This is a genomic window from Cognaticolwellia aestuarii (assembly GCF_002000025.1).
Taxonomy (GTDB): domain Bacteria; phylum Pseudomonadota; class Gammaproteobacteria; order Enterobacterales; family Alteromonadaceae; genus Cognaticolwellia; species Cognaticolwellia aestuarii.
On sequence record NZ_MUZV01000018.1, the window covers coordinates 16,506 to 40,560 of the forward strand.

At 38.0% G+C, this 24,055-nt stretch carries 19 protein-coding genes and 3 pseudogenes; 15 read left to right on the forward strand and 7 right to left on the reverse strand.

The annotated features are described in order from the left end of the window. The first annotated feature begins 187 nt into the window (after positions 1–187). The gene (locus B0169_RS18160) at positions 188–1,027 is read left to right on the forward strand and encodes a substrate-binding periplasmic protein (protein WP_158077128.1); all 840 of its coding nucleotides are present in this window, start codon (positions 188–190) and stop codon (positions 1,025–1,027) included. Positions 1,028–1,139: 112 nt separating this feature from the next. On the opposite strand, the gene B0169_RS18165 is transcribed toward B0169_RS18160, so the two are convergent. Further along, the gene (locus B0169_RS18165) at positions 1,140–3,605 is read right to left on the reverse strand and encodes a S9 family peptidase (protein WP_077288326.1); all 2,466 of its coding nucleotides are present in this window, start codon (positions 3,603–3,605) and stop codon (positions 1,140–1,142) included. 517 nt (positions 3,606–4,122) lie between these two features. On the opposite strand from B0169_RS18165, the gene B0169_RS18170 reads away from it, so the two are divergent. Then, positions 4,123–6,507 carry a YgiQ family radical SAM protein gene (locus B0169_RS18170; RefSeq protein ID WP_077288368.1) on the forward strand — a complete coding sequence of 795 codons (2,385 nt, stop codon included), beginning with the start codon at positions 4,123–4,125 and terminating at the stop codon, positions 6,505–6,507. 412 nt (positions 6,508–6,919) lie between these two features. Here B0169_RS18170 and B0169_RS18175 read toward each other — a convergent pair whose 3' ends face one another. Further along, positions 6,920–7,549 (reverse strand): hypothetical protein, encoded by a 630-nt coding sequence (locus B0169_RS18175; RefSeq protein ID WP_077288327.1) that lies wholly within the window; start codon positions 7,547–7,549, stop codon positions 6,920–6,922. A gap of 1,008 nt (positions 7,550–8,557) precedes the next feature. Here B0169_RS18175 and B0169_RS18190 point away from each other — a divergent pair. Then, positions 8,558–9,331 (forward strand): tetratricopeptide repeat protein, encoded by a 774-nt coding sequence (locus B0169_RS18190; protein WP_077288330.1) that lies wholly within the window; start codon positions 8,558–8,560, stop codon positions 9,329–9,331. 28 nt (positions 9,332–9,359) lie between these two features. Here the strand turns inward: B0169_RS18190 and B0169_RS18195 are convergent. After that, positions 9,360–10,553, reverse strand: a pseudogene (locus B0169_RS18195) (IS110 family RNA-guided transposase). Positions 10,554–10,896: 343 nt separating this feature from the next. On the opposite strand from B0169_RS18195, the gene B0169_RS18200 reads away from it, so the two are divergent. From B0169_RS18200 to yaaA, 7 genes and pseudogenes are all read left to right on the forward strand, one after another. After that, complete coding sequence (locus B0169_RS18200; RefSeq protein WP_077288331.1) at positions 10,897–11,184, forward strand: hypothetical protein; 288 nt, start codon at positions 10,897–10,899, stop codon at positions 11,182–11,184. A 121-nt stretch (positions 11,185–11,305) separates the two neighbouring features. Then, positions 11,306–11,533, forward strand: a complete 228-nt coding sequence (locus tag B0169_RS18205; RefSeq protein WP_077288332.1) for a DUF6429 family protein — start codon at positions 11,306–11,308, stop codon at positions 11,531–11,533. A gap of 130 nt (positions 11,534–11,663) precedes the next feature. Further along, positions 11,664–12,335 carry a hypothetical protein gene (locus B0169_RS18215; RefSeq protein ID WP_143323599.1) on the forward strand — a complete coding sequence of 224 codons (672 nt, stop codon included), beginning with the start codon at positions 11,664–11,666 and terminating at the stop codon, positions 12,333–12,335. A 127-nt stretch (positions 12,336–12,462) separates the two neighbouring features. Then, a complete protein-coding gene (locus B0169_RS18220) occupies positions 12,463–13,053 on the forward strand; it encodes a hypothetical protein (protein ID WP_077288335.1) in 591 nt (196 codons plus the stop codon). A gap of 484 nt (positions 13,054–13,537) precedes the next feature. Further along, entirely contained in the window at positions 13,538–13,936 is a 399-nt protein-coding gene (locus B0169_RS18225; protein WP_077288336.1) for a hypothetical protein, read from the forward strand. Positions 13,937–14,503: 567 nt separating this feature from the next. After that, a complete protein-coding gene (locus tag B0169_RS18230; protein WP_143323600.1) occupies positions 14,504–14,893 on the forward strand; it encodes a hypothetical protein in 390 nt (129 codons plus the stop codon). Positions 14,894–14,959: 66 nt separating this feature from the next. Continuing rightward, positions 14,960–15,197, forward strand: a pseudogene (yaaA, locus tag B0169_RS18235) (peroxide stress protein YaaA); the annotation flags it as partial. A gap of 184 nt (positions 15,198–15,381) precedes the next feature. Here yaaA and B0169_RS18240 read toward each other — a convergent pair. Together B0169_RS18240 and B0169_RS18245 are read right to left on the reverse strand one after the other, a co-directional pair. Further along, positions 15,382–17,367: a S9 family peptidase gene (locus tag B0169_RS18240; RefSeq protein ID WP_158077129.1), complete on the reverse strand. Its 1,986-nt coding sequence runs from the start codon at positions 17,365–17,367 to the stop codon at positions 15,382–15,384. Between the two features lie 470 nt (positions 17,368–17,837). Further along, positions 17,838–17,969: pseudogene (locus B0169_RS18245) on the reverse strand (IS110 family transposase); the annotation flags it as partial. Positions 17,970–18,090: 121 nt separating this feature from the next. On the opposite strand from B0169_RS18245, the gene B0169_RS18250 reads away from it, so the two are divergent. From B0169_RS18250 to B0169_RS18265, 4 genes are all read left to right on the forward strand, one after another. Next, positions 18,091–18,555, forward strand: a complete 465-nt coding sequence (locus B0169_RS18250; protein ID WP_077288340.1) for a hypothetical protein — start codon at positions 18,091–18,093, stop codon at positions 18,553–18,555. 128 nt (positions 18,556–18,683) lie between these two features. Further along, a complete protein-coding gene (locus tag B0169_RS18255; protein ID WP_077288341.1) occupies positions 18,684–18,926 on the forward strand; it encodes a hypothetical protein in 243 nt (80 codons plus the stop codon). 110 nt (positions 18,927–19,036) lie between these two features. Further along, the gene (locus B0169_RS19180; RefSeq protein WP_143323601.1) at positions 19,037–19,462 is read left to right on the forward strand and encodes a hypothetical protein; all 426 of its coding nucleotides are present in this window, start codon (positions 19,037–19,039) and stop codon (positions 19,460–19,462) included. 743 nt (positions 19,463–20,205) lie between these two features. Continuing rightward, positions 20,206–20,808 carry a thiamine biosynthesis protein ThiC gene (locus tag B0169_RS18265; protein WP_077288343.1) on the forward strand — a complete coding sequence of 201 codons (603 nt, stop codon included), beginning with the start codon at positions 20,206–20,208 and terminating at the stop codon, positions 20,806–20,808. 282 nt (positions 20,809–21,090) lie between these two features. On the opposite strand, the gene B0169_RS18275 is transcribed toward B0169_RS18265, so the two are convergent. Both B0169_RS18275 and B0169_RS18280 read right to left on the reverse strand, forming a co-directional pair. Next, positions 21,091–21,876 carry a 2OG-Fe(II) oxygenase family protein gene (locus B0169_RS18275; protein ID WP_077288345.1) on the reverse strand — a complete coding sequence of 262 codons (786 nt, stop codon included), beginning with the start codon at positions 21,874–21,876 and terminating at the stop codon, positions 21,091–21,093. Between the two features lie 95 nt (positions 21,877–21,971). Next, the gene (locus B0169_RS18280; protein WP_077288346.1) at positions 21,972–23,303 is read right to left on the reverse strand and encodes an aldehyde dehydrogenase family protein; all 1,332 of its coding nucleotides are present in this window, start codon (positions 23,301–23,303) and stop codon (positions 21,972–21,974) included. Positions 23,304–23,452: 149 nt separating this feature from the next. On the opposite strand from B0169_RS18280, the gene B0169_RS18285 reads away from it, so the two are divergent. Next, entirely contained in the window at positions 23,453–23,809 is a 357-nt protein-coding gene (locus tag B0169_RS18285; protein WP_077288347.1) for a winged helix-turn-helix transcriptional regulator, read from the forward strand. Positions 23,810–24,055: the final 246 nt, after the last annotated feature.

Sequence of the window (24,055 nt, forward strand, 5' to 3'; positions counted from 1 at the left end):
TTTTGCCAAAATAAGAGCCATTTCAGTGCCGTTATTTAAAATACCGTTAACATGACTATATTGCTAATTTTTTGCATTATCATATCAGTTGTATATGATAATTAAGTGCACTAAAAAATAAACAGATAAACGCTGTAATGTCTATTATTCGCCGTCAATGAAATTAGCGTAAAATAAGGAAATTATATTGCTACAAGATAAAAGTTCTCGCGTCTTCAGCACGCAACATCAACCTAGCGTAGTGTCTCAACTAAAAAAGCTCTTATGCCTTGCGAGCATCGTATTCGCGAATGCCGTTTCTGCCGAGGCAAAAAATAATCCTGTTATACATTTAGTCACCGAACATTTACCACCATATCAAATTGAAAGTAAGCACGAAGAATTATCTGGCTTTGCTGTAGATATCATCAAAGAAACAATGGCACGAAGTCGTTACGCCTATTCGTTAAAAAGTTATCCGTGGGTTCGCTCATACAGACTTGCCCAGGTCAAAGAAAACCACTGCATATTTTCAGTCGCACGATTGAAGTCAAGAGAAGCACTATTTAAATGGGTAGGTCCAATATCCCATATCAGTAATACCACCATGTGGGCACTTAAAGACCGCTCAATTGAAGTCAACAACTTAGAGGACGCCAAAAAATATACCATTGCGGTAAATCGAGATGACATTGCTCATATAGGATTAATGGAACGAGGCTTTAAGGAAGGTGAACATTTATATGTCTTAGACGATGCTAAATCATTGGTTAACTTACTGATCACCCGACCAGAAATAGATTTGATTGTTGCTGATAATACTACAATAAAATTTCGTACTGAATTGGCTGGAGCGAAAGTAGAACAGCTACAACTTATTTATGAGATTGAGAATCTATCACTAAACTTTTACTTCGCATGCAGCAAGCAAACAGACGACGATATTATTAATCATTTATCAGATAAGCTACAAAGCGTTTATCAAGACGGGACTTATCACACTATTATAGAAAAGTGGCGTGACAAACTCACTCGGCCAAACCTCTAAATAGTTAGACCAAATATTCATACCAAAGGTATAAACATAAAAGGCCTCTAGCTGTACTTGTAACAGTAAAGCTGAGGCCTTTAAAACGCAGTTTATCGTTCTATCACATCAATTACAGCGTGTTTTCAAACAACTTATAAATTCTGCGGTATTCATTTAACCAAGAGCTAGGTTGTACAAAGCCGTGTGGCTCAACTGGATAAATAGCCGTTTCAAAGTCTTGTTTTTCCAACTCAATTAGGCGCTGAACTAAACGCACCGTATCTTGGAAGAAAACGTTATCATCGACCATAGGCGCGTTTATCAATAATGGTTTTTCTAGGCCTTCGGCAAAATAAATAGGTGAGCTACGCTCATAAGCAATCGGATCATCGCCGGGCATATTTAGAATGTTAGACGTATAGCCGTGGTTGTAATAAGCCCAATCTGACACTAAGCGTAATGCAGAGCCTGATTGAAATAGTTCAGGGTCAGTGAACATTGACATTAAGGTTAAAAAGCCGCCGTAAGAGCCACCGTAAGTACCGACACGTTTGGCATCAACATTGGCATTTTGCACTAACCAATTTACGCCATCGCGCATATCTTGTACTTCTGGCTTACCCATGTGACGATAAATGGCTGTGCGCCAATCACGACCGTAGCCTTTCGATGCACGGTAATCCATATCAATAACCACATAGCCTTGTTGTACTAACATGCTGTGGAACATATATTCACGGAAATAACCAGACCAACCTAAATGTGAGTTTTGTAAATAACCAGCACCATGGCTAAACATCACGGCTTTATTTTTATTGGTGTTTTGGTCATACCCTTTCGGCAAATATACTTTTGAATATATTGGCTGATCTTGATGTGACGACTCAATAGCAACAACATTAGGTGCTGACCAAGGCATCGCTAAAAACGCTTCTGTAACCGTATGCGTTAATTGAATAGCCTCAACATCACTGCCAATGTTTTTCACATAAAGCTCTGGCGGCATGGTAATTTTAGAATGCTGAATCAATAACTTGCTTTCATCAGGGCTCAAAGCATAGTCATTCATGCCACCTAAATCAGTTAATGCTGTCAACTCTGCTGATGCCACATCAACTTTATAAATTTCGTAAATACCTGGATGCTTTTTATTTGCCTTAAAATAAATACTTTTTTCATCGGCAGATACGGTCAGATCATTTACTTCAAAGTTACCTGAGGTTAACGCTTTTGCCTTACCATTGAGGGGCTTAACGTATAAGTGTGCATAACCACTTTCTTCTGAAAGATAATATAAGCTGTTGGTATTATCCAACCAACCTAATTCATTAAAAGTGTAATTTATCCAGGCATCGTCATGTAACCGATGCTGTGATACAAGCGCTTTCTGGTCAAAATCAACGCTAGCTATCCAACGGTCTTTGTTGTCCCATGCTTCAAGCATAATGGCAACTTGCTGACCATTTTCTTGCCATTGAATAGGATCCCAAGCTTGCATAACATGAATATTACGGGCGGACTTTTCTGACTTGTACGTTTTACCTTCTCGAGCGTAGTTTTCTTTACGAACACTCGCTAAAACATCGTCGTCAAAACCTGGTAACTTGTCATAACTTAATAATGTTTTAGTACCTTGGCTTAAATCAAGTAGATATAGCTGCTCAGCATATTGGCGATTATCCGCTACCCGAGCACGGACTTTTTGCGCCTTAATGTGACCATCATTGGCAATATAATTGGGCATAATATCACTGTCTTTACGTGCCGACTTTGCAGGGGCTACACTCACCACTAATTTATCACCTGCTGGTGACAAGCTAGCATGTACAACACGGTTGTCTTTACCAAAATAAAAGTTCGTTTGAGTAACCGTACTGTTTTTTACCCGTAATTGGCGTTTTTGCTCTGCACGTAAGTCTTTATTTCGCTTTTGTAATGCAACATATTCAATCAAATCATGCTGTTCAGCAGCAATATAACTTGTACTTTTTGCGCTAGAGTCTTCGCCACCGGTCATTTTCAAGTTGGCTAACTCAATAATTTTTTGGCTATTCATATCATGTGCGTAAAAAATATTATCAACCCGATAAGCAACATTACCATTGGTTAAAAACATCGCAGAAGACTCAACAGCTGATGTGTACGTTAACTGTTGAACTTTTTGGCTAGCAAGCTCTTTAACAAACACATTACCTTCAAAAGTATACACTTCATGCGTGCCAGCACTATTAAGTATGGCATTTCGGTCTGCAACAACATGCATTTGTGCCAACTTCACTAACTCGCCATTACCTGCCGTGTTGATATTTTTTTGTACTAAATCACGCAGAGGATTACCTTGGCGCTTTTGTTGATAAAAAACTGTGCTGCTGTCGTCGCCCCAATACCAAGCCTCTGGCGAACGGCCAAACCAATCTGGGTCTGCCATTATTTTCTCTAAGGTTATTGTGGTCGAGCTAGCTTGCCCAACAGCTTTAGTAGCCGATACTTCACTGGTGACTGGGCTGTTATTTTCTAAGGCAACGTACTTTTGTTCTGTTGATGCGCAGGCAACTAAAGACAAACTAATAGCGGCGGCAATTAATTGTAGTTTCATAATTTATTTACTTATTTTACTTATATGAGTGGCTTTTGTTTAATTATCTAAATGAGCTAAATATTGTTAACAGCGTTTAGAGCAAACAAACTAATGTACTGATACTTAGCGAGAACTGTTCTGTGCGATGTTAATAATCATGTGATTAAACACGATAGTTAACTCTAGTTATACTAAGCTATTGATAAGTTTTCAATGCCCGTGTTATTTAACACGACCAATAACGAATTTTATACGATGAATATCATAATACTTGGCTAACTAACCTGCGATAAATAACCATGCCACTGCAAAGTGCAGAAGTTCAGCTTAAAGTGGCATAGGTAAATTTATTAAATAACCTCAAGCATGTTTGGGCTTAGGTTTTAATTCTGCTATAATCGCGCGCCGGTTCAATGTGACATTTATCACCAAAGTATATGCCGGAGTATTTGCCGGTCGAAAAATCACGCATTATGGCATTACAACTGGGCACTTCACGAGTGCAACAATTGCAAAAATTAATTTTAGGTATTGTATGAATTTAGCGTCAACACAAAAAGTCACTCCAAAACTATTCGATTACCCAAAATATTGGGCGGAGTGCTATGGAACGGCGCCATTTTTACCTATGTCTCGCCAAGAAATGGACGTACTGGGCTGGGATAGTTGCGATATTATTCTGGTTACCGGCGATGCCTATGTCGATCACCCAAGTTTTGGCATGGCAGTGATCGGGCGAATGCTTGAATCACAAGGCTTTCGTGTTGGCATCATTGCACAACCTGATTGGAAAACTAAAGACGCTTTCATGCAGCTAGGTAAACCGAATTTATTTTTTGGTGTAACGGCTGGCAATATGGATTCGATGATCAATCGCTACACCGCTGAACGTCGCATGCGTCATGATGACGCTTACACTCCGAATGATGAAGGTGGCAAACGCCCAGACCGCGCGGTAACGGCTTACACGCAAAAGTGTAAAGAAGCCTACAAAGGTGTCCCTATAATTATTGGTGGTATTGAAGCAAGTCTTCGACGTATTGCCCATTACGATTATTGGTCTGACAAAGTGCGCCAGTCAGTACTTTTTGACTCAAAAGCTGATTTACTGATTTATGGCAATGCCGAGCGCCCGCTAATAGAAATAGCACACCGTATTGCCAATGGTGACGACGTTAAAAGTATTACCGATGTTCGCGGTAGTGCATTTTTAACCAACCAAGCATTACCCGGTTGGAAAGGCATTGACTCTCGTAGTATTGATAAACCGGGGAAAATAGACCCTATTTACAGTCCATACCAAGATATGACCTCGCCAGACTGCGCAACGACATCAGCCGATGCTGCAGCCAATGCTGCTGAAGATCTGATCAAAAATGCTGCCGAAAAAGACATCACTAAAACCGCACAACCAATCCAATTGAGTGAGTTTCGCGCCGCTGCACACAAAAACAAGTCATGGTCAGATAAGAAAAAACCATGGGAAACAACGTACATTAACTTACCAACCTTTGAGCAAGTTAGAGACAACAAAACTCTTTATGCCCATGCTTCGCGTATTTTTCATCAAGAAGTTAATCCAACATCTGCTAAACCATTAGTGCAAAAACATGGTAGCCGTATCATTTGGTTGAACCCGCCAGCAACACCGTTATCAGAAGCAGAAATGGACGGCGTATTTGGCTTACCGTACCAACGAGTACCGCACCCAAGTTATGGTAATGCTAAAATTCCAGCTTACGACATGATCAAAACGTCTATCAACATTATGCGAGGTTGTTTTGGTGGTTGTACTTTCTGCTCTATTACTGAGCACGAAGGACGTATCATTCAAAGCCGCAGTGAAGACTCGATCATTGCTGAAATTGAAGATATAAAACTAAAAGTACCCGGTTTTACCGGGGTTATTTCTGATCTTGGCGGACCAACTGCCAACATGTATAAGTTAAATTGTAAAAGTGAAAAAGCCGAAGCAACTTGTCGTAAACCGTCATGTGTTTGGCCAACTATTTGTGGCCATTTAGATACTGACCATACCCCGACCATAAACTTATACCGCCGTGCTCGCAAAGTTAAAGGCATTAAAAAAATACTTATTGCTTCAGGCGTAAGGTACGATTTAGCGATTGAATCCCCTGAATATGTTCAAGAGTTAGCAACTCATCATGTGGGTGGTTATTTAAAAATAGCACCAGAACATACCGAAGAAGGTCCATTAAATAAAATGATGAAGCCCGGTATGGGCAGCTATAACCGCTTTAAAGAAATGTTTGATCATTACTCTAAACTTGCTGGAAAGAAACAGTATCTGATCCCTTATTTTATTTCTGCTCACCCGGGCACCACCGACTTAGATATGGTCAACTTGGCGCTGTGGTTAAAAGAGCACGACTTTAAGCTAGATCAAGTACAAAACTTCTACCCTTCGCCGTTGGCGAATGCGACGACGCTTTATCACACTGAAATTGACTCATTACGTAATGTTAAAAAAGACAGTGCATCAGTTTCAGTACCCAAAGGTACTATTCAACGTCGTTTGCATAAAGCCATATTGCGTTACCACGATCCAGCAAACTGGGGTATTATTCGCGAAGCATTGAAAAAAATGGGCTTAGCAAGAAAGTTAATTGGTAGCCAACCGGGTTGTTTAGTGCCCCATGAAACCAGAAATGAAACAGCGCAAGTGCATTACAAAAACAATGGCAAAGGTAAAAATAACGCCCAAGGTAATAAAACCTCACCAGGACAAGAAAAACGCTACGGCAAAAAGCCCATTACAGGTAAAAAGCCAATCAGCGCGAAAAAAGCTAAGCCTGGTGATAAAGCTAAAAAAGGCTTAACCCGCTTTTCTGACAATCAATTTAATGACAGAAAGCCGACAGGCCCAATAAAGAAAAAACGTAATAATAACCCACGTTAACGCCCGCATTAAAGTTATTAACTTATTGACAAAAAACAAAAGCCTAGCATTTTCGCTAGGCTTTTTTGTTACTGTGAACAGGAGTCTATTTTTAGTACAAAGGCTAAGCTTATCCAAATTAGCATAGTAATCGCGCTAATCAAGCCTTAAAACTTATGAAAAAGAATGTCGAAAACCGCACTTTTATCTAAGTCATAAAGCTAACGCTAGCAGAGTTTTTAACGGCCCTAAGCTAGCGGGGATCAAATTATAATTTTTATCTTACCTCTGACACTAAAAAATGAATTCTACATTCTCCTTTCTATTCACCTTACCTTGAGATTTTTAGTAACTCGCCCCTATTAACACCACAATAAACCGCTAAGTGATATTGCCTAAAGTTTGAAATATCAAGGAGCTAACGTTGCCTAATCTAATTTTTCACCTTAGTAGATTGATTACTAAGTATTTTGACATTAGTAATCAAAATCATAATCAAAATTACCAGTACTCCCCATGTTGCAAAATCAACCATTGGGGTCTTAGCACTCGACTCGTATGCGTTTAGTTTTAGAGCATTTTCTTGCTTAAGTGCCAATTTTTCTGCTTTTATTAGCTCTTCTCTTTTTAATTTTTCTTTTTGATATAGTTCTTTGTACGGAATTGCTTCATCACTTTTAAGACCAGCAATAATTCTATAATTCCCTTCGTAGACTTTTTTGGCAATAGCTCTGCCAGTGGGAAGTATTTTTGTTTCATATAGTTCGAGCGCTTTCTTTTTATTAGAGTTTGCATCATAAGCAAATGCCGCCGTCGATACATATTTTAAATTGTTTGATTTTTCTAGTAGGTCAACATAAAACTCATACCCATCTTCAAATTTATTTTTTTTATACATCGCCCATACATGATCATTAATTTTTTTCATATCATCAGGTGATACTTGAGACGCTCCTTTGTTCATAGCAGAAGAGATACTAGAAACATCACCCAAAAAACTAAGAATACCTGCTTGAACAGACACTGGTAGAAGTAGTGAAATAACTAAAATTAAATTTTTCATTTTCGTCCTTTTTTATGATCAGTATATAAATAGCTAAGAAAAGCTTGCGTTTAATTCATGGAAATTTATAGCATTTTGAATAGAAAATATAAATAGTCTATTGACATTTCTTATGATCTGACAGTCATACCTTATTCATTGGCAGCAAAAAAATTTACGAGTACATCCACTCTAAATATTTACTCTTTGGAGGTATTTAAAGTGGGTGCCATCGTCAAGGAGCTGTATCTCTATACAGTGAAACTATATTTCCACCCAAGTCAAGAAATGAGGCATGTTGCCTCATTTCGTCTAAAAGCGAAAACCTTGTGTTTATCTGAAGCTAAGAGGTGGTATTAGCTGCAGGGATTTGTTATTAATATGTAAAATAAATAAGGTGGAAACTTTTTCTCTGTAAAAGAGGCAAGTTGCCTCCTATTAAGTTGTTATATTTTAAGGAGAAAGTATGAGCATCATAACGGATATATTTTTTTGGTTATTAATCGAAACTTCCTTAGGTTTCTTGTTTTACTCAACAGGCTGTTTCATTTTAAAAGTGTTTACGCTTGGTTCCTTTAAAATGGAGTTTAAGGATTTCGCATCTTTTAAAGGACAAAAATCTAGAAAGGTCACTTTAATTACGTTCTTGGGGTTAACCTTTTACGTATTAGCAATTGTGTTTATAGCGTATTTAAACAGTTAAAATATAACAAGACAAATCAGCAGGACTAAAAACAGTTGGCTATTGCTCGTACCTCGCTATTTTAGCCAACAATTTTTAGCCTCTGTTTGAGGCGTTATGTTCTAAGAAGGATAAGTTCAGTTGGACTCTTTTTTTGCTATTGCAGTTTTTCTCTTCGGCTTCGTCTTCATAGCCGCTGCAATTTTATTTGCTTACCTGGCTTATAATGACCGACTAAAAGGAATTGAGTGGTTGAAACCTGCTGTACTTATAAGTTTTTGCTTGTTCATTGCTTACAACACTTTATCAAGTGGCTATTACCGTATGATCAAAAGCGGCTTAATAGGATGAAAGCGGGCGAACATAACAAGCAAATTATGGCACTCGCTTCCGCTCGTTGGGACGCAAACACGTGCGCGGCTTCGCCATTATCGCGCACATGTCTGCGCCCCATATTTGGAAGTTATATTTCTGTAGGGTTTATGCGTAAAATTCCAATTACTTTAATTGCTCTTTTGACTTTGTTCTCCTGTGGACAACAAGATAAATCAGTTGTAGTTACCAACCTCATCGAGGAAAAAAAATTTAATGAAGCTATTGATTTTTTGCCGTTAGACACATGTAAAGCTGAATTGATAGCCTGTGGAATGGTAGGTGTTGGTCTTCTTAGTTTTGGTGGAGAAGAGTTTTCTTCACTTGGTAAGAGTTACCTTGATAAATCTGCTTTGTTAGGAAATATGAAAGCTAAAAGTGTTCTAGGTAATTTTCTTCTTTCTGGAACTTATTACGATAAGGCGGTTAAACAAGGTATTAAGTTCCTCCATGAGGCTAGTGATGGAGGAGACGATGTAGGGTTGTATTATTTGGGTTTTGAGTACTATTCAGGAGCTAATATACCCAAAGACCTTCAAAAAGCCTTCGAGCTTTTCGATGAATCAGCAAAACTCGGTCATAAGTATGCACCGTTCTATGCAGGTATAACACATTATGAAATGCATAATGATTGCCATGTTGCAGAAAAGTATTTTGCTGTAAGTGCCCAGTATATGGAACCAGCAGCTAAAGCATTAAAAGAGATAAGAACAGAGAACCCATGTGCCAAGGTGCTAAACGAAATATAACAACACGCCCTGAGGTGGACCGCAAGTCCTAAAAGTTGCTTTCCATCGCATATTTCAACAAGGGAGAGCCCTTTCTTTTCAGGGCTTCTAGATAGGTCGATTCATCATACGCGGTCTTCGTTTTCCAACACCGAAACAGTATTCTTATCCACTTAAAAGCCAGTGCTCTTATAATAGTATTGTGCGGCTTTCCTTTACTTTTTTGTTGTTCATAATAAGCCTTGGCCCAAAATGAATACCGCACCGATTGACCTGCCCATTCAACAAATGTCTGCCGTAAAAATGTGGTGCATGAGTAGCGCCAATGTATCCATTCTTTTTTGCCACTGCGTTCTGTTACTGGTGCAATACCCGCATATTTTTGTACTTCTTCACTCGATTGATAACGCTCACGGTTTGAGCCCATCGCGGCTAGTAATCTTGGTGCCATTTGCGGACCAGCCCCTGGCAAACTATCAAATATAAATCGGTCGTTATGCTGTTTATAAATCGACTTTATCTCATGGTCGAAACGTTCGATGGATAGCATTAATTGTTTGAGTTGACCCACCAAGCATTCAACCAATAACAAGTTGGGACCGATGATAGCGTTGTCGCTTGTTAAAGGCTCAGCGTGTTTAATGTTATTAATACGCTTTTCGTTTACGTTAGGATAACGGGCGTTAGGAAGTCGCAAAATATCATACTGTCTTTTTCGTTAAACCAATCAAGGACCTGAGGGTAATAGTTCTTAAGTGTCGTGCTCAGTCTGTTGGTTAAATCAACACGGTCTTGCACCAGTTTTCGTCGGTATTCAACCAGCTGAGCCAATGACCTAATACTCTGTGTATCTGGCATGATAACGTTAAGTTTTGACATGTGTTGCTGCAATATTTCTAACTGGATTGCGGCATCTGTCGGGTCATCTTTAGCACCACTGTGTAAATGCCTTTCGATATTTTGCTACGGTTGATGGATTGATAGTAAACAATATAATGTGCTTAAACTTACTGAGCGCATAAATTAAAGGGCCTTTTTTTAATTCACAGGCGACCGCAACTTTCTGTCCATTATATTTTTGTTTTAATGCATTAGCCCATGCATTAATCGCCTCTGGTTTAGCAGAAATCACACTAAAAGTGGTTTCATTATTTTGTTGGTCGAGTTCACAAATATCATGTTTACGGTCAGCCCAATCGATGGCGATAAGGGCGGCAAAATCAGCAGGATTAAAAACTTTCATTTTTGACCTCCAAAGCGTAAAGTTAACCATGGAATATGGCAGTAGTATTGTTTCTCGCAGGTCTTATAGATAGTCGATATAGACGGCAATCCCTGAGTATGCGTAATAAAACAAGTAACTTCTGTTGCTTCGAAAGTCTTGTTAAAAGCATCGAATGTTTTCATTCAAATATTCGTAAGCAACAGAAGCATATTCCGCCTATTAATGCGTTAGGTAAACAGATTAATTAATGGAACGGAGCAACTATAAGTCATTCAAAAGGACAAAAAACAGTTGGTTTTGCTCCTTCGTCGCTTATTTTAACCAACTATTTTTTGCCTGTTAATGAGGCGTTAGGTGACAGATGAGTTTTAATAGAGATCCTTACATAACATATATGAACGCAGCAGGAGTAGCTGTCGCTTGGATTGGTTCAGTGTTAGGACCTCTTTTTGTCTTCTCAACTTTTGGGGATTTTTCACATCCGAATACTTACATTGGAACAGCATTAATAATTATTGTTTTACTCTCCATAAGGGACGGTATAAAAGCGAAAAAAAACGGCAATATATCTGGTTTCATTGCAATGTGTTTAATGCCTTTAATAGTTCCATGTATTGTAATTTTGTCCTTTTATTTATTTTGGAGTTAACAATGAACCGTTTGTCACCTAACAAACCAAGTCATCGGAAAACCACTCACTGGCTGCGCCAAAGCGTTCGTGTTTTCCGCTGCTTGGGGCGTTATATGCCCCTAGGGTTTAGGAGTTAATCATGGATATTGATGAAGATAAAATAGATGAGGCAGCCTTAGCTTTAATGTATCTCACATTGCATGATCATTTCCGAGCATGGAAACAAATTGATTGGGAAGTGACTAATCGACTACATGAAAAAGGTTTAATTTGTGATCCTGTTGGTAAAGCTAAATCTGTTGTACTAACGGATGAAGGACTCAAAAAATCTGAAGAGTTGTTTCATAAACTATTTTCAAAAAATTAAACGGCAAAATGGGCATATAACAAGCAAATTAACAGGACAAAAAACAGTTGGCTTTTGCTCCTGCGTCGCTATTTTAGCCAACAATTTTTTGCCCATTATTTGGGCGTTATGACCCCGCAAGAATCGAGGAATGATCATCAAGAAATATATAATATTTGCAATTTTAGTCATGTTGACGGCTTGCGCAGGTATCACCCAGCCGATTAAGTTTGAAGCTTCATCGATTGTAACAGAGGATACATACCTTAATACCAAAAAGACAAATGGTGTTGTCCTGCTAGATGTTAATTGGGGGCGTTGGTGGGGCTGCAGTGGCTATGAAAATGCCCAGCTCATTAGCTTGGCATTCGATAGGCTTCCAATGAGCCCAATTAACAATGAGGCCGAGCGAACCCTTGTGCTGCATAGTCCTTCCCGTTTGGCTGTTGACCCAGAGTTTATAAATTATGCTTACTCTCTAGAACCAGGAGTGTATGCTATTAGTGCCTTCAGCATAAAGGTTGCCAAATCTATATCTAGCGTAGGTTTTCTCACGGCCCAACGAGATAAGCTTTACTCCGAAGGCAAGCCCGCTGGAGGTACTTTTTCAGTTAAGCCAGGCGAAGTAGTTTTTATTGGTAACTTTTATCTTGATTGTACATATGGTCCAACACTATGGCGGTATCACTCAGATGGTAAGGAGGCATTTGAGGATCAGGTCAGTGAGTATTCCAACCGGTTTCCTTACCTAGACCTGAGTAATGTGCAGTTCCGTTTGTTTAAAACAAAAGAATTCGGCAATGACTATGAGCTTGTGCCATGAAGTGGCTCCCAGTCATAACAAGTTGCGCAAGCGGGACAATACAGCTGGCTATTTTCACTCCGTTCAACATTTTAGCCAGCTATATTTTTCCGCTTAAGCGGGCGTTATATTCAAAGGAAGGTTCTGCGTGTTTAAAAAGTTTTTGAGCGGAATAGTGTTTGGTAGTGGCTTTGCCATAGCTTTTGTTTTTATTTGTTATTTAGGCTTACAAGTGGTCATTCCCACTCTAGTAAATCGCTCTAACAAAGCACCTGAATTTAATAATGAGAAATCAGCTGCTGTCATAGAACAAGAGACTTCATCTACGCCTCAAGTCGCAACTGATACAGATTTTAATTTGTATAAGAGTTCTCGTGCAAAGATGGAAGTGCCTATAGGCGGAGGAATCTTGTCTATTGCTTCCGTCAATACTCCTGCTGGTAATAAATATCCAAGTACCTATCAGCTTTGGATTACAGAGTCAGAATTCTGGCAAGTTAAAACAACTGGGCAAAACGTAGCAATAGAGCAACTTAAATATCCGAATATTTTGCCTATAGATGCTATTGACGCAACGATGAGAAAGCAAGCAGGCTACGCTATGAGTACAATGACTATTCATTCAGAAACAGTTACATCGTTAAAAATGGGTAAAGGTTCATGGCATGATCAGGACATGAACGGAAAAACAAAAATAACAGAGGAAGGTGTTGTTTTTATTCAACCCAATGAATTTTGAATATGACAAGCGCATTAAGTCAGAAGGCTCAATTTGTCCGATTTTTTGCAAATATAAACGACGCAAAAAAGCGTCCAATTAATTGACCCGCTTCTTATGCGGGCGTTCGGGTTACCGATAGATGATAGTGTCGATAAGTATTGTTATAACCACACTAATAATAGGCTTAGTAGAATCACTATTTTATGCTGAATTTAGCGCAAGAATAGCTCGCCAAGAAAAATCATTTGGTATCTCGGGTTTTAAATTTACTCAGTGTTACGAGGCATTCACTGAAGGAAATCATTTAACTCAATACATTACTGAAACTGAGAGGACTAAATTTAAATGGTTCAAACGATTAAGAGTTAGCTTGTTTATTTGCTTTATTATTTCAATTTTTCTAGCGTAAAGTAACCCTAACAAGTTTCTTAAATATCGTTACGGCCAAAAACGGCCTCCACTGGACGCGCAAAAAGCGTTATGTATCTAAAAGGATTTGAGTTTGCATCAGGATTACAGTAAATATTCTCTAGATGAGTTATATGATGTTGAAGAACATATCGATCAGGACTCATACCCTGAAAGGTATCAATTAATTCTGGAGCAAATAAGACTTAAAGAGTCTATTAACGCCGAACCTTTAGCCTCAGCTGAACTTACTAAAGCTCCTGAAGTAAAGGCTAAACCAAAATCTATATCAAACCGAGTTATTAGTATTATATTTGTAGCCGCTTTTTTAGTTTATTCATTAATTAGCGGACAAGTCGGAGCCAAAGGTAAAGTATTATCCGTAACTGAATCTCCGGAAGTGTATTGGGGCATAGTCATAATGCTTGTTTCATTTATTTTGTATGACTTATTTAAAATATATAGAATCAAGAATGGTGTAAAAGATACATAAGAAATTAAACAAGGACAAAAAACAGTTGGCTTTTTGTTCACTTCGTTCACTTATTTTAGCCAACAATTTTTTGCCTGTTAATTAGGCGTTGGTATCTAAGGAAAGTATGGTTAAGATTTTTATTTTTGTAGCATTAATCGTGCTTTCTCAAGTTGCGATAGCAAGCAAGCTACACATCCAATACAAGTAAACTGGATTAACGGCTCTACAGTTATTTCAGAAGAAAATGTGCCAACTAAAATAACCATCGACCATACAACTCTATATTTAACTATTACCTCTGTAACTGAGAGCGAAAATAAATATTTCATTGCTTATCACTGTCAATCAGAGAAGTCAGACTCTAAAGGTAAAGTTGTAAGTTTATCTACTGGTGAGCTAAATGTTGTTTCAATCTCACAAACTGAACCTAGTAAAATAGATTGTGGATTTAACAAGGTATTGGAGTTATCGTTAGCTATAAGTCATTCAAGCAGGACAAAAAATAGTTGTTTTTTGCTCCTTCGTCGCTTATTTTAACCAACTATTTTTAGCCTCTTAATGGGGCGTTGGTACATATTTGATACTATGAAAAACTTTATATTTTTTTTAACTCTTATTTTTTCAAGTCATGTATTTGCTTGCTCATGCACAAAATTTAACGTTGCGGAATATATTAAGTCTTCTAATAAGGTTTATATTGGAAAAGTTATTAATAAACAAAAGCTCAGAGATGAAGGGAAAATGTCCGCAGCACTGACAGTTTCCGAGAAATTTGTTGGGCACCCTTCTGATATAGAAGAAGTCATTACAGACAATTCAAGTTGCAGTGCTGAGTTCTCTATCAACGTAACCTATTTAGTTTTTGAAAATAAACGTGGTCATGTAAATATGTGTTCCATGATAAAGCTTAAATATGTGCCTAATTTAACATTGAATTTAGAAACCCTGCGACACATCAGTAAGTCCGGTATATAACAAAAAAATTATTTTGCTCGAGAACTTAAAGGACCCATCCCAAATACTGTCATTGAAGCTCAAGGTGACAATGTTTTAATTAACCTTGCATCAACGAGTACTTTAAATCGGTAAATAAGAAAGTATTAAAAGCTGAAATAATTACTCTAGCATTTAAAGATTGGATAAATGGTCAATACAAAATGATCAGCTTCTTCGCTAAAAAAGCGCGTGGATTAATGGCGCGTAATATTATTGATAATCAAATTCCAGATGTTGAAAGCTGAAAAAATTCGATGTAACGGGCTATCAGTTTTCAAGTTAATTTAGCAAAGGGAATGACTGGGTTTTTACCCGTAAAGAGCTTGATTAAGTGTAATGTGCTTAATTAAAATAACCGCTATAAAGTTAGATTTACTTATTTACAGCGGTTAATACAAAGCACCGTATGGACCATAAAACTGGCTCATACTGTGCTTTTTAATATGAGTTCGTAAGGTAATAATCGATTAGTTAACTGGATTATATTTATTTAGGAACTGAATGACTTTTTCATAATAGGTAATTCTATTCTTAGGCTTGTAAAAGTAATGCCCTTCATTTTTAATTTCAAACCATTGATATTGCTTGTTGTGCTTTTTTAATTGTTTTATTAATGCTTCTGCTTGTTTGACATCCGCTACGTCATCTTTGGTGCCATGTACTAATAATACGGGGGACTTTAAGTTTTTAATAGCGTTAATGGGTGAATGGTTACTCTGTATCTCTTCTAAGCCTATTCTTTTAGTTAAGGCTCTGGCTTCCTTCGGCGTTTCATCTTCAACATGTAGTTGTATATCGTAAACACCGGAAGTTGCGATTGAACATTTGAATAAATCAGGCGCTATAATACTACTTTGTATAGCGCTATAACCGCCAAAGCTCGAGCCCATAATGCATAAACGATTTTTATCTATATATTGTTTTTCAACTAGATGGTCTATGCTGTCGAGAATATCAAATTGGACTTTCTCTCCCCATTGCTGAAAACCTGAAGACTCGAACTCCCAACCAAAGCCTGTAGAGCCGCGATAATTAACTTGAACTACGGCATACCCGCGTGACGACAATAATTGTACTGCAGGGTCGAAGCCCCAGTAATCACGCGCATGTGGACCACCGTGTACCAATATCACTGCAGGAGATGGTGCTTTGTTTGTTTTTGCCGGCAAGGTTATATATCCCTGAATAGGGACGTTATCTCTTGCCATAAAGTTAAAAGAATATTGAGGATTTAATTGTTCTGTATTGATTTTTTTCTTACTGTTAGCAACAAACGTTAGTTTGTTTTTTTCGCTATCAAACAAGTACCATACCGTTGGTTGAATATCACTTGAAAGGGTAATAAGTGCTCTTTTTTCGTCTGTACTGTTCCAGTTTACAATAACGCTATAGCCTGCAAACCTTTCTAAAAAGCCAGAAAGCTGCTGTGCCATAGTATGGTTGTTATTTAAAATTTTATATTGTGGGTATTCATCAAAATATGAAACCGCGTAAGGTGTGTTTTCTTTATCAAAATACAACCAGTTAGTATCATATCCATCAACTTGATATAAAGGGCTGAGCTCTTTATTCAAGGGGTCAAAAAGACAAATAGATATTGTATTGTTGCCACAGTAATCACTAACGATGAGTTTGTCTTCATCTTTATATTTACTAATGATTGATAAATTGTAGCTAGTATTAATTAATGGATACTCTATCCATGATTCATCTTCGAAATCATAACGCGCTATAATGTTATTTTCATTCTCTTGTTTGCTGCTAAGCCAAAGCTCTTGGTGAGTATCAAAATAGTGTAGTTTAGTTGATTTGTGATCCGCGTTACTATCATCGACTTTTGCTAACGTTTCTGTTTTTCCGCTATATATATTTAACTTAAAGGCCCACATACCTTTATCTTGATATTGCGATGTTGAAATGATGATGTGCTCAGGATCATTTTCTAATATGCTTATTATTTTAGGGTGGGCTAAATGTTTTTCGTAATCGACTGATTGAACATTTTTCTTGATTTTCCCTCTACTGACTAAAGAACGAATGCCAAAAATAAATCTCCCTTCGTCTTCATCAATGTTAATGCTATAAATTTCACCGTAATAGGCTTTTCTTTCTTTATTTCTTTGTTTGCTGGAGAGGAAAATCAGTAATCTTTCGTTATTCGCCCATGAATAGCTGCCAACATTGTCTTTATTAGCAAAAGAAATCTGGTTAATTGCTTTCATCGTTTCAACGTCGACTACGATAAGAACTGGCGTATCTTTTTGATTCTGTATTAAAGCAATATGTTTGCCGTCTGGAGATAAACGAACATCCCGGTAGTCATCGTCCTGAAATAGGACGTTAATATCTAGTTTTTGGTTTTTAACGTTGTTTGATACTTGTGCTGAAACCAGTAAACTGCAACCAAACATAAGGCAAAGCAAGATAATTAACTTCATTGTTTGAAGGTACATGAAACATCCTTTTATCATTATTATATTGTTAATGATTATATCTACCCTTTTTAATGAAGGGAAATGACTTTGCGCATTAAGTTAATTTAAGTAATTATAATTACTATATTTTTAGATAGCTTTAATAAAGTTATGACGAATTTAAGTTGGTAATATTTTTTGTAGACGTTCGAATTTTGGCCTGAAAACACCTCATACTGTGAGCGTATACTCGTTTAATTATTTGTCGTTTTTTCATCACGCTAGCTTAACAAATGGGATCAGAGCCGTTTTAACGAGTAAAGGAAGCAATTACAGAAATATATCTTTCCCCTTTCCTCTGTCCTCACAAAAAAATAAAGCTAGCGGCCTTATAGTAAACATGAATTTAGAATGATGTTTTTGCTGAGCTCTGTTGCTAAATTATCCCGACCTCCCTTTTCACATACCCTTTCATTAATAACTTAATAACTTAAAGGACACCCATCCCAAAATGCAGCTTTATTACTGGGTATTTTACCGAGATGTATGGGTTTAGTACCATGTTGGCCCAAGATGTAAGCCACTTCAGTAAATGTTTTATGGGTATCTAAGCTAATGAAAAGTATGCTATGTTTAGTGATGCTAGCCTCTGTTTTATATTGTTGACACATATATTATGGCTCTGGTTTGTAAAACTAACCCACGTTTAGAGGCTGGCACCTTGTGGGAAGTCATTATGTCTAGGTTTACAAGGAGAGTATGATGAAAAAATCTATATTAGTGTTATTTTTCTTTCTTTTTTCATTTTCGAGTCATGGAAAAGGTAATTACACGCCAGAGCAATTAATCGATAAAGCTAAAGCATTTGTCGCAGCTAAAAATGCGCGTCAACAACCCAACACCACAATCAAAGAAATAGAAAACTATATTTCGCTACTATCAGATAACTTCATTGATGAACACGTCAAGTTTAAGTTTACTTACACAGATAAGGCTAAACTCCGCGAGGATATGATCAATAAATTAAAAGATGAAGTCATACATAGCTCAATCGAAGTAAATGAAATAATGGTTGGTGCTAATGTGGTTTTTATAAAAATGACTGAATCAGGTAAAGTTAAACCTTCTCATATAAACAAGACTATTGAGTACAGTAAAACGAATATTGTTTCACTTGAATTTGATAAATCAGGCTTAGTTAAACATATCCGTCGACATCACGGGTAAGCAGACCTACAAGCTAATTAATAAGGAGAAACAGCTGGCTGTGCTCGTTCCTCGATATTATAGCTAGCCATTTTTAGCCGCTTAGCAAAGCGTTGATACTTAAAGCTCAGAGTGTTAATGGAATATTTATGCCAATAAAAAAATGGACTGTTCAATACGCTATAGCTCTACCAATTATTTTTTCTCTGCTGACAGGCATTCAATACTTAAAAGGCAGAAGTCTAGAGTACTCTATTGAATTTGGTATTTTGTGGGCCTTGGTATCGGTAGCTATTTTTGCTATTAGGCGTTTCTACAATTATCGCAAAAACATTAGTTGTGCTGTTTGCAATGATTTACCTGATAACAATCAAGGCTCTGGTGATCGGTAAACCTAAGTCATTCAAGAAAGACTCGTCACGGCTTGCACGAGTTCCTTCGTCACAAAAGTTTAGCAAGCCTAAATTCGCTTCTTAATGAAGCATTATAAGGAACGGAAGCCTTGCGTAAAACTCTATGTTTATTGCTCATAATAAATTTAATCTCCTTTTCCTCTTCAAGTAAAGAGGCTGTTGATTGTTCTTTGCCTGTGGCAAACAGCACGCAACCATCTGATGATGACATAATAGGGATTTGGTATTATCAATTATCAAATGAAAATTCGAAAGAGTGGAAAGCTTGTGACTTTAAAGCAGATCATTCATATTCTTGCCAAGTGTCTGAGCTACGCCCTATTGAAAGATCCAATTATTTTTCAGAACGTGATTATTATTTCGCAACTGGTAATTGGGGAATCGAAAAGAATAACTTTGTTGTTTGGGTTCCTTTCACATTCGTTTCCTTTTCCGAAAGTGCATTTGAAATTCGAAGTAAAGAAGGATTAACTGAAGTTTTCTTTAAAAACAAGACTTGTGTAAATTCCCTATAACAAGGCAAATAAAGCGAGACTGCTAACCATTTGCTCGGTTCCGCTCCGCTTCACATTTAAGCAAACTATTAATTGGTCCCCTTATTGTGAGTGTTAGGCTTCATCGAATAAAAAGGGTCAGAGCCGTTTTGACTAGTAAAGGAAATAATACAGAAATATATCTGTCCTCTTTTCTCTTTCCTCACAAAAAATAAAGCTAGCGGCCTTATAGCAAACATGAATTTAGAATGATGTTTTTGCTAAGTTCTGTTACTAAGTTCTGTTGCTAAATTATCCCGACCTCCCTTTTCACATACCCTTTCATTACAAGAGATTGATTTTAGAAATGATTGTTTTTCGTTTCGGGTGAAATTATTGCATAGCTTAGCCTGTCTTATGATTTCGTGTATGAAAGCTACTTCACAAAAAGTCTCATCTATTTGATGTACTCATAGCTGCTGCACCTATGAAACGCTTTTTAGAGCATTATGAAACGGTATTAGTGCTTTATACGGCACGGTTTGAGTAGGTTTTAATGTTAAGTTTTAAAGTTTAAATTAAAAACGCTTTTTTAAGTAACCACCTCATTTTAACCCTATAAAAGTAAACAATTTGTATGCTGTTCACAGCTTCAATACCTTAGGTATTAGGCAGACTGACAACCTACATTTATTTGCCAATTATTTATGACCGACCATATAAAACTAATCTAGCGCAATAAAGCGATGAGAACGCGTTAAAAATAAAATTATTAGAGGTACATAATGGAATTTACGAATAAACGCACCATGCTAATTACGGCATCATTATTGTTGGTGTTGGCGATAACACAGGCAATTTTTACTGCCCTTTACAGTGCTGAAATCAGTTTTTCAAGACAGTTTGCATGGGGGCTAGAAGCATTGGTATTTACTGTGCTTGTTGCTTTTGCCGGTGCGGCTATGGTGCAAGCAAAAAATAGTCAACTAGGCTGGTCGGCTATTGCCTTTAGTGCGGTACTTAACATAGTACAGGTGAGTATTGGCCTGACCTTGTTTTCATCGTTTGGTAAAGTTGCGGGCGCCGTAGAAGGAGCACAACCTTTAATTGGTGGTGTGGTTGCTTTGTCTTTCATGATTTACTATGCAGCGAAAGTATTATTGGGCTTAGCAGCAGTTGTTTTTGGCATGACAAGTATAGCTAAAGGTGGCAAAGCGATAGGAGGCCTTACCGCGTTAGCGGGTGTAGTTGCTATGTTTGCCAATGGTATTTTAATTACCTTTGGCCGTGATGGTTTTCTTCCGTCAGGTGTTGCTGGTGCCTCAGGCATGATTGCGACGTTACTTTTAGCGGTATGCTTGATAAGCCTATATCGTAAAAAAGACTAAGGCTTACGCCCTTAATCTTGATAGTTTTTTAATATAGAATAAATATCGGTGCATAATAAATGTATCGATGTTTAACTTCAATAAAGCGGTCATGATAAAGTAATAATAAAGGGTCAGAGCCATTTTAAATGTTAGGCAAAAACAATTACAAAGCCATATCTGCCCTGCTTTCTCTGCCAAAGCAAATGCGGCTAAAACCTTATAGCCAACACTGCGGTATAAAAACGGTTGCAGATAATGCTCTACAACCATTACCTAAAAAAAGCATACCGATAGAAATATTTATAACTCAAACAAAACATCACTACGAATGATATATTTAACTCCGTCGGTAATTGGTACCGAACTGTGAATACAATGTAGAGGGTGCATGCCGTGTGGAAAACATAATATGCCGCCAGCAGGGGTTCTAATATCTACATTTCTAACCTGATCATTTCTTTTCGCTGGTTGAGTAGCGTCATTGGCATTAACCAAAAAGCGGGTTTCACCACCGCGAAAGTCTTCAGTTAGGAAAATTAAAAATGTCATTTGACTATAACGATCAGGATAAGCATTAGTTATTAATTCATTATTAATAACACGGCTGCCCGGCCAAGCACCATCAGAGTGTGGTTTAAAGTAGTCTTGGGCGTTATAACGATAGAAACGAAAGCGTGCATTGATCCCTAACGCTTTACTGCCAGTAAAAATAGCTTGTCTGTCATCCATTAAATGCGCAATACGCTGCCAAATAATACCGTCAGTTTGCTCGTCAACTATCCATGTTAAGCTGTCATTATGGCGAACACTGCGTGGCAGAGAAACCGCTGCATCGGGTAAAAAGCCCAGCTGTTCGCTAATGCTCACTAGTGTTTCGCACTCTTGTTGCGTTAATACGTTTAGTAACTGAAAGGCTCCGGGCACTTGCGCTAATTCGTGTCGCTCAATATTGCTGACATCAACGTTTTGTTTCAAGTTTGCTGGATTTACCTTTCGGTTACCCCATGCCGGTAACGCTGGGTGCTCAGCTCCGGGCTCTAAAGCGGCAACAAAAAAATCATTTACTGTATCTATGTTTTGGTTCATATCTTTCTCTATATTTTACTTAGCAGTCATTAAAAATGACGGCTAAGCTTATGTTTCAATTATTTTTCAAGTGGCATGCAAGTGAGATTAGCGACTTATTTATTGATAACTCTCACTTGAGCAAACTGACGATGACCGGCAGCAGTGCCATGAAAACCGAAACCACTTTGCTTAGCGCCAACCCAAGGTCCAAGTCCTCCAGCGCCTTTATTTATTGCCACCATGCCAGCTTCCATTTGCTCGGCAACATCATTAGCGCCAGCGCCACCAAATACCACCGCAGCTAAGCCGTATGGACTAGCGTTGGCTCGCTCAACCGCTTCAGATAAATGATTAAACCGGCTAATTGCTACTACGGGTCCAAAAGTTTCATCTTGCTCTAAGGTCATATTAGGTGTAATTCCTGTAACAACCGTCGGTTGTATATAAGGTAATTCGTAATGAGGTTTGCCGAGTAAGAACTTCGCGCCTTTAGCGTGAGCATCTTCCAATTGATACAAAATATTAGCATGCTGCTTAGGGTTAACAATGGGACCAATATTGACATGTTGTTGATCCCAAGGGCCAACTTGATAGCGACGAGCTAACGCAACCACTTTCTGCTCAAACTCGTCAGCAACACGCTCATCAACATAAATACGCTCAGTTGATGTACACATTTGACCGGCGTTTTCGAAAGAGCTAGCAACGGCAAACTGAACTGCCTTATCTATATCTGCACTGGCCATAACAATCATCGAGTCATTACCGCCCAACTCCATCACTAAACGCTTAAGCCCTGACGCAGCACTGGCCATAATATGCTTACCTGCAGCGAGTGAGCCGGTAAAAGCAACCATGTTAATGTCGCCGTTAACCAAGGCTTTACCGGTTTCTGCGTCACCATGCGCTATTTGTAATACATTTTCAGGCAGTATTTGGTTCAAGGTGTTAACAAAAAGTTCAGCAACCAAAGGGGTTTCTTCTGAAGGTTTTAATACCACCGTATTACCCGCAATCAGCGCAGGTAATAACAAATTATTCGCCATCGCCAGAGGATAATTCCACGGAGAAATAACAGCGACTACACCTAAAGGGCGATATTGCATTTCACCCTCACGCCCTATTGATTCACTTTGTAGTGCTTGCGCTATTTCTTGAGCAAAATAAGCCGTGTTTTGAATAGTGCCGCCCACTTCATAACTCGCTCTTCGATAATCTTTGCCCATTTCTTTACTGATCAATAATGTCAGCTCATCATCCACTGCGTTAAGCGCTTCGTAAGCGTTAATTATTTTTTGTTGGCGTTCACCAAGAGTTAAAGCAGACCAAGATTTTTGTGCATGCTTTGCCCGTAAAACAACCGCTGGCATATCAACAGGCTCAGTAATGGCAACATCGCCCAGTGGTTTTCTATCAATAGGGCTGTAAGAAGTGAGCGTTGACATAATATAGTTTCCTAAAATGGCATGAATACGAGTGTGAGCTTACCTGCCCCACAACGTGTAAATTGGTTATATGTCAGCATTATGCTAGAGTGGTTAATTAAAGCAACCAGTATACTTTTAGTAACCACCTTAATTAACGTGAAAATAAAATGAAAAGCACAGCAAAAACAAATAGTAGCGCAAAAAAAATAAATGTAGAAACCTGTGAGCAACCTTGCCTGATTGAACGAGGCATGCGAGTTTTAGGCGGAAAATGGAAAGCGTCTATTTTATGGCATCTAAAAGATGGTCCAGTACGCTTTAACGAATTATCGCGCATGTTAGGCGGTGCAAGTAAAAAAATGGTTGATCAGCGCTTAAAAGAATTAGAAGCACAAGGTTTAGTGACGCGAGAAGTGATTAGCGATCGCCCTATTGCCGTAGCTTACGAAATAACAGACTTTGGCCGCACCGCATTAGATATTTTAGAGAAACTAAAAGATTGGACTGAAGATAACAACATTTGATCATGGCGGGTTATCTTCTTTCTTGATCAGTTAGCCAATTAGCCAAAGAAAGTCAGCTATGAGTTTATTGAAGCTATTGGGCCATGAAAAAAACTGATATTGAGAAGCGGCCCTATGTTTAAACTACAATGTTTAAACGCAATGTAAGAAGTTGCAGAAACACTCACGCTACATACGATACCACTAGATTAAAAATTTAGAATGAGTATTTTGCTATTTTTATTAATTTTTCAATGTAAAAAATCC

What these genes read in the sequence shown, in the direction of transcription:
- B0169_RS18165 (WP_077288326.1), bottom strand. Translation starts at nt 3,605, where the DNA reads ATGAAACTACAATTAATTGCCGCCGCTATTAGTTTGTCTTTAGTTGCC.
- B0169_RS18170 (WP_077288368.1), top strand. Translation starts at nt 4,123, where the DNA reads ATGAATTTAGCGTCAACACAAAAAGTCACTCCAAAACTATTCGATTAC.
- B0169_RS18175 (WP_077288327.1), bottom strand. Translation starts at nt 7,549, where the DNA reads ATGAAAAATTTAATTTTAGTTATTTCACTACTTCTACCAGTGTCTGTT.
- B0169_RS18190 (WP_077288330.1), top strand. Translation starts at nt 8,558, where the DNA reads ATGAAAGCGGGCGAACATAACAAGCAAATTATGGCACTCGCTTCCGCT.
- B0169_RS18200 (WP_077288331.1), top strand. Translation starts at nt 10,897, where the DNA reads ATGAGTTTTAATAGAGATCCTTACATAACATATATGAACGCAGCAGGA.
- B0169_RS18205 (WP_077288332.1), top strand. Translation starts at nt 11,306, where the DNA reads ATGGATATTGATGAAGATAAAATAGATGAGGCAGCCTTAGCTTTAATG.
- B0169_RS18215 (WP_143323599.1), top strand. Translation starts at nt 11,664, where the DNA reads ATGATCATCAAGAAATATATAATATTTGCAATTTTAGTCATGTTGACG.
- B0169_RS18230 (WP_143323600.1), top strand. Translation starts at nt 14,504, where the DNA reads ATGAAAAACTTTATATTTTTTTTAACTCTTATTTTTTCAAGTCATGTA.
- B0169_RS18240 (WP_158077129.1), bottom strand. Translation starts at nt 17,367, where the DNA reads ATGTACCTTCAAACAATGAAGTTAATTATCTTGCTTTGCCTTATGTTT.
- B0169_RS18250 (WP_077288340.1), top strand. Translation starts at nt 18,091, where the DNA reads ATGAAAAAATCTATATTAGTGTTATTTTTCTTTCTTTTTTCATTTTCG.
- B0169_RS18255 (WP_077288341.1), top strand. Translation starts at nt 18,684, where the DNA reads ATGCCAATAAAAAAATGGACTGTTCAATACGCTATAGCTCTACCAATT.
- B0169_RS18265 (WP_077288343.1), top strand. Translation starts at nt 20,206, where the DNA reads ATGGAATTTACGAATAAACGCACCATGCTAATTACGGCATCATTATTG.
- B0169_RS18275 (WP_077288345.1), bottom strand. Translation starts at nt 21,876, where the DNA reads ATGAACCAAAACATAGATACAGTAAATGATTTTTTTGTTGCCGCTTTA.
- B0169_RS18280 (WP_077288346.1), bottom strand. Translation starts at nt 23,303, where the DNA reads ATGTCAACGCTCACTTCTTACAGCCCTATTGATAGAAAACCACTGGGC.
- B0169_RS18285 (WP_077288347.1), top strand. Translation starts at nt 23,453, where the DNA reads ATGAAAAGCACAGCAAAAACAAATAGTAGCGCAAAAAAAATAAATGTA.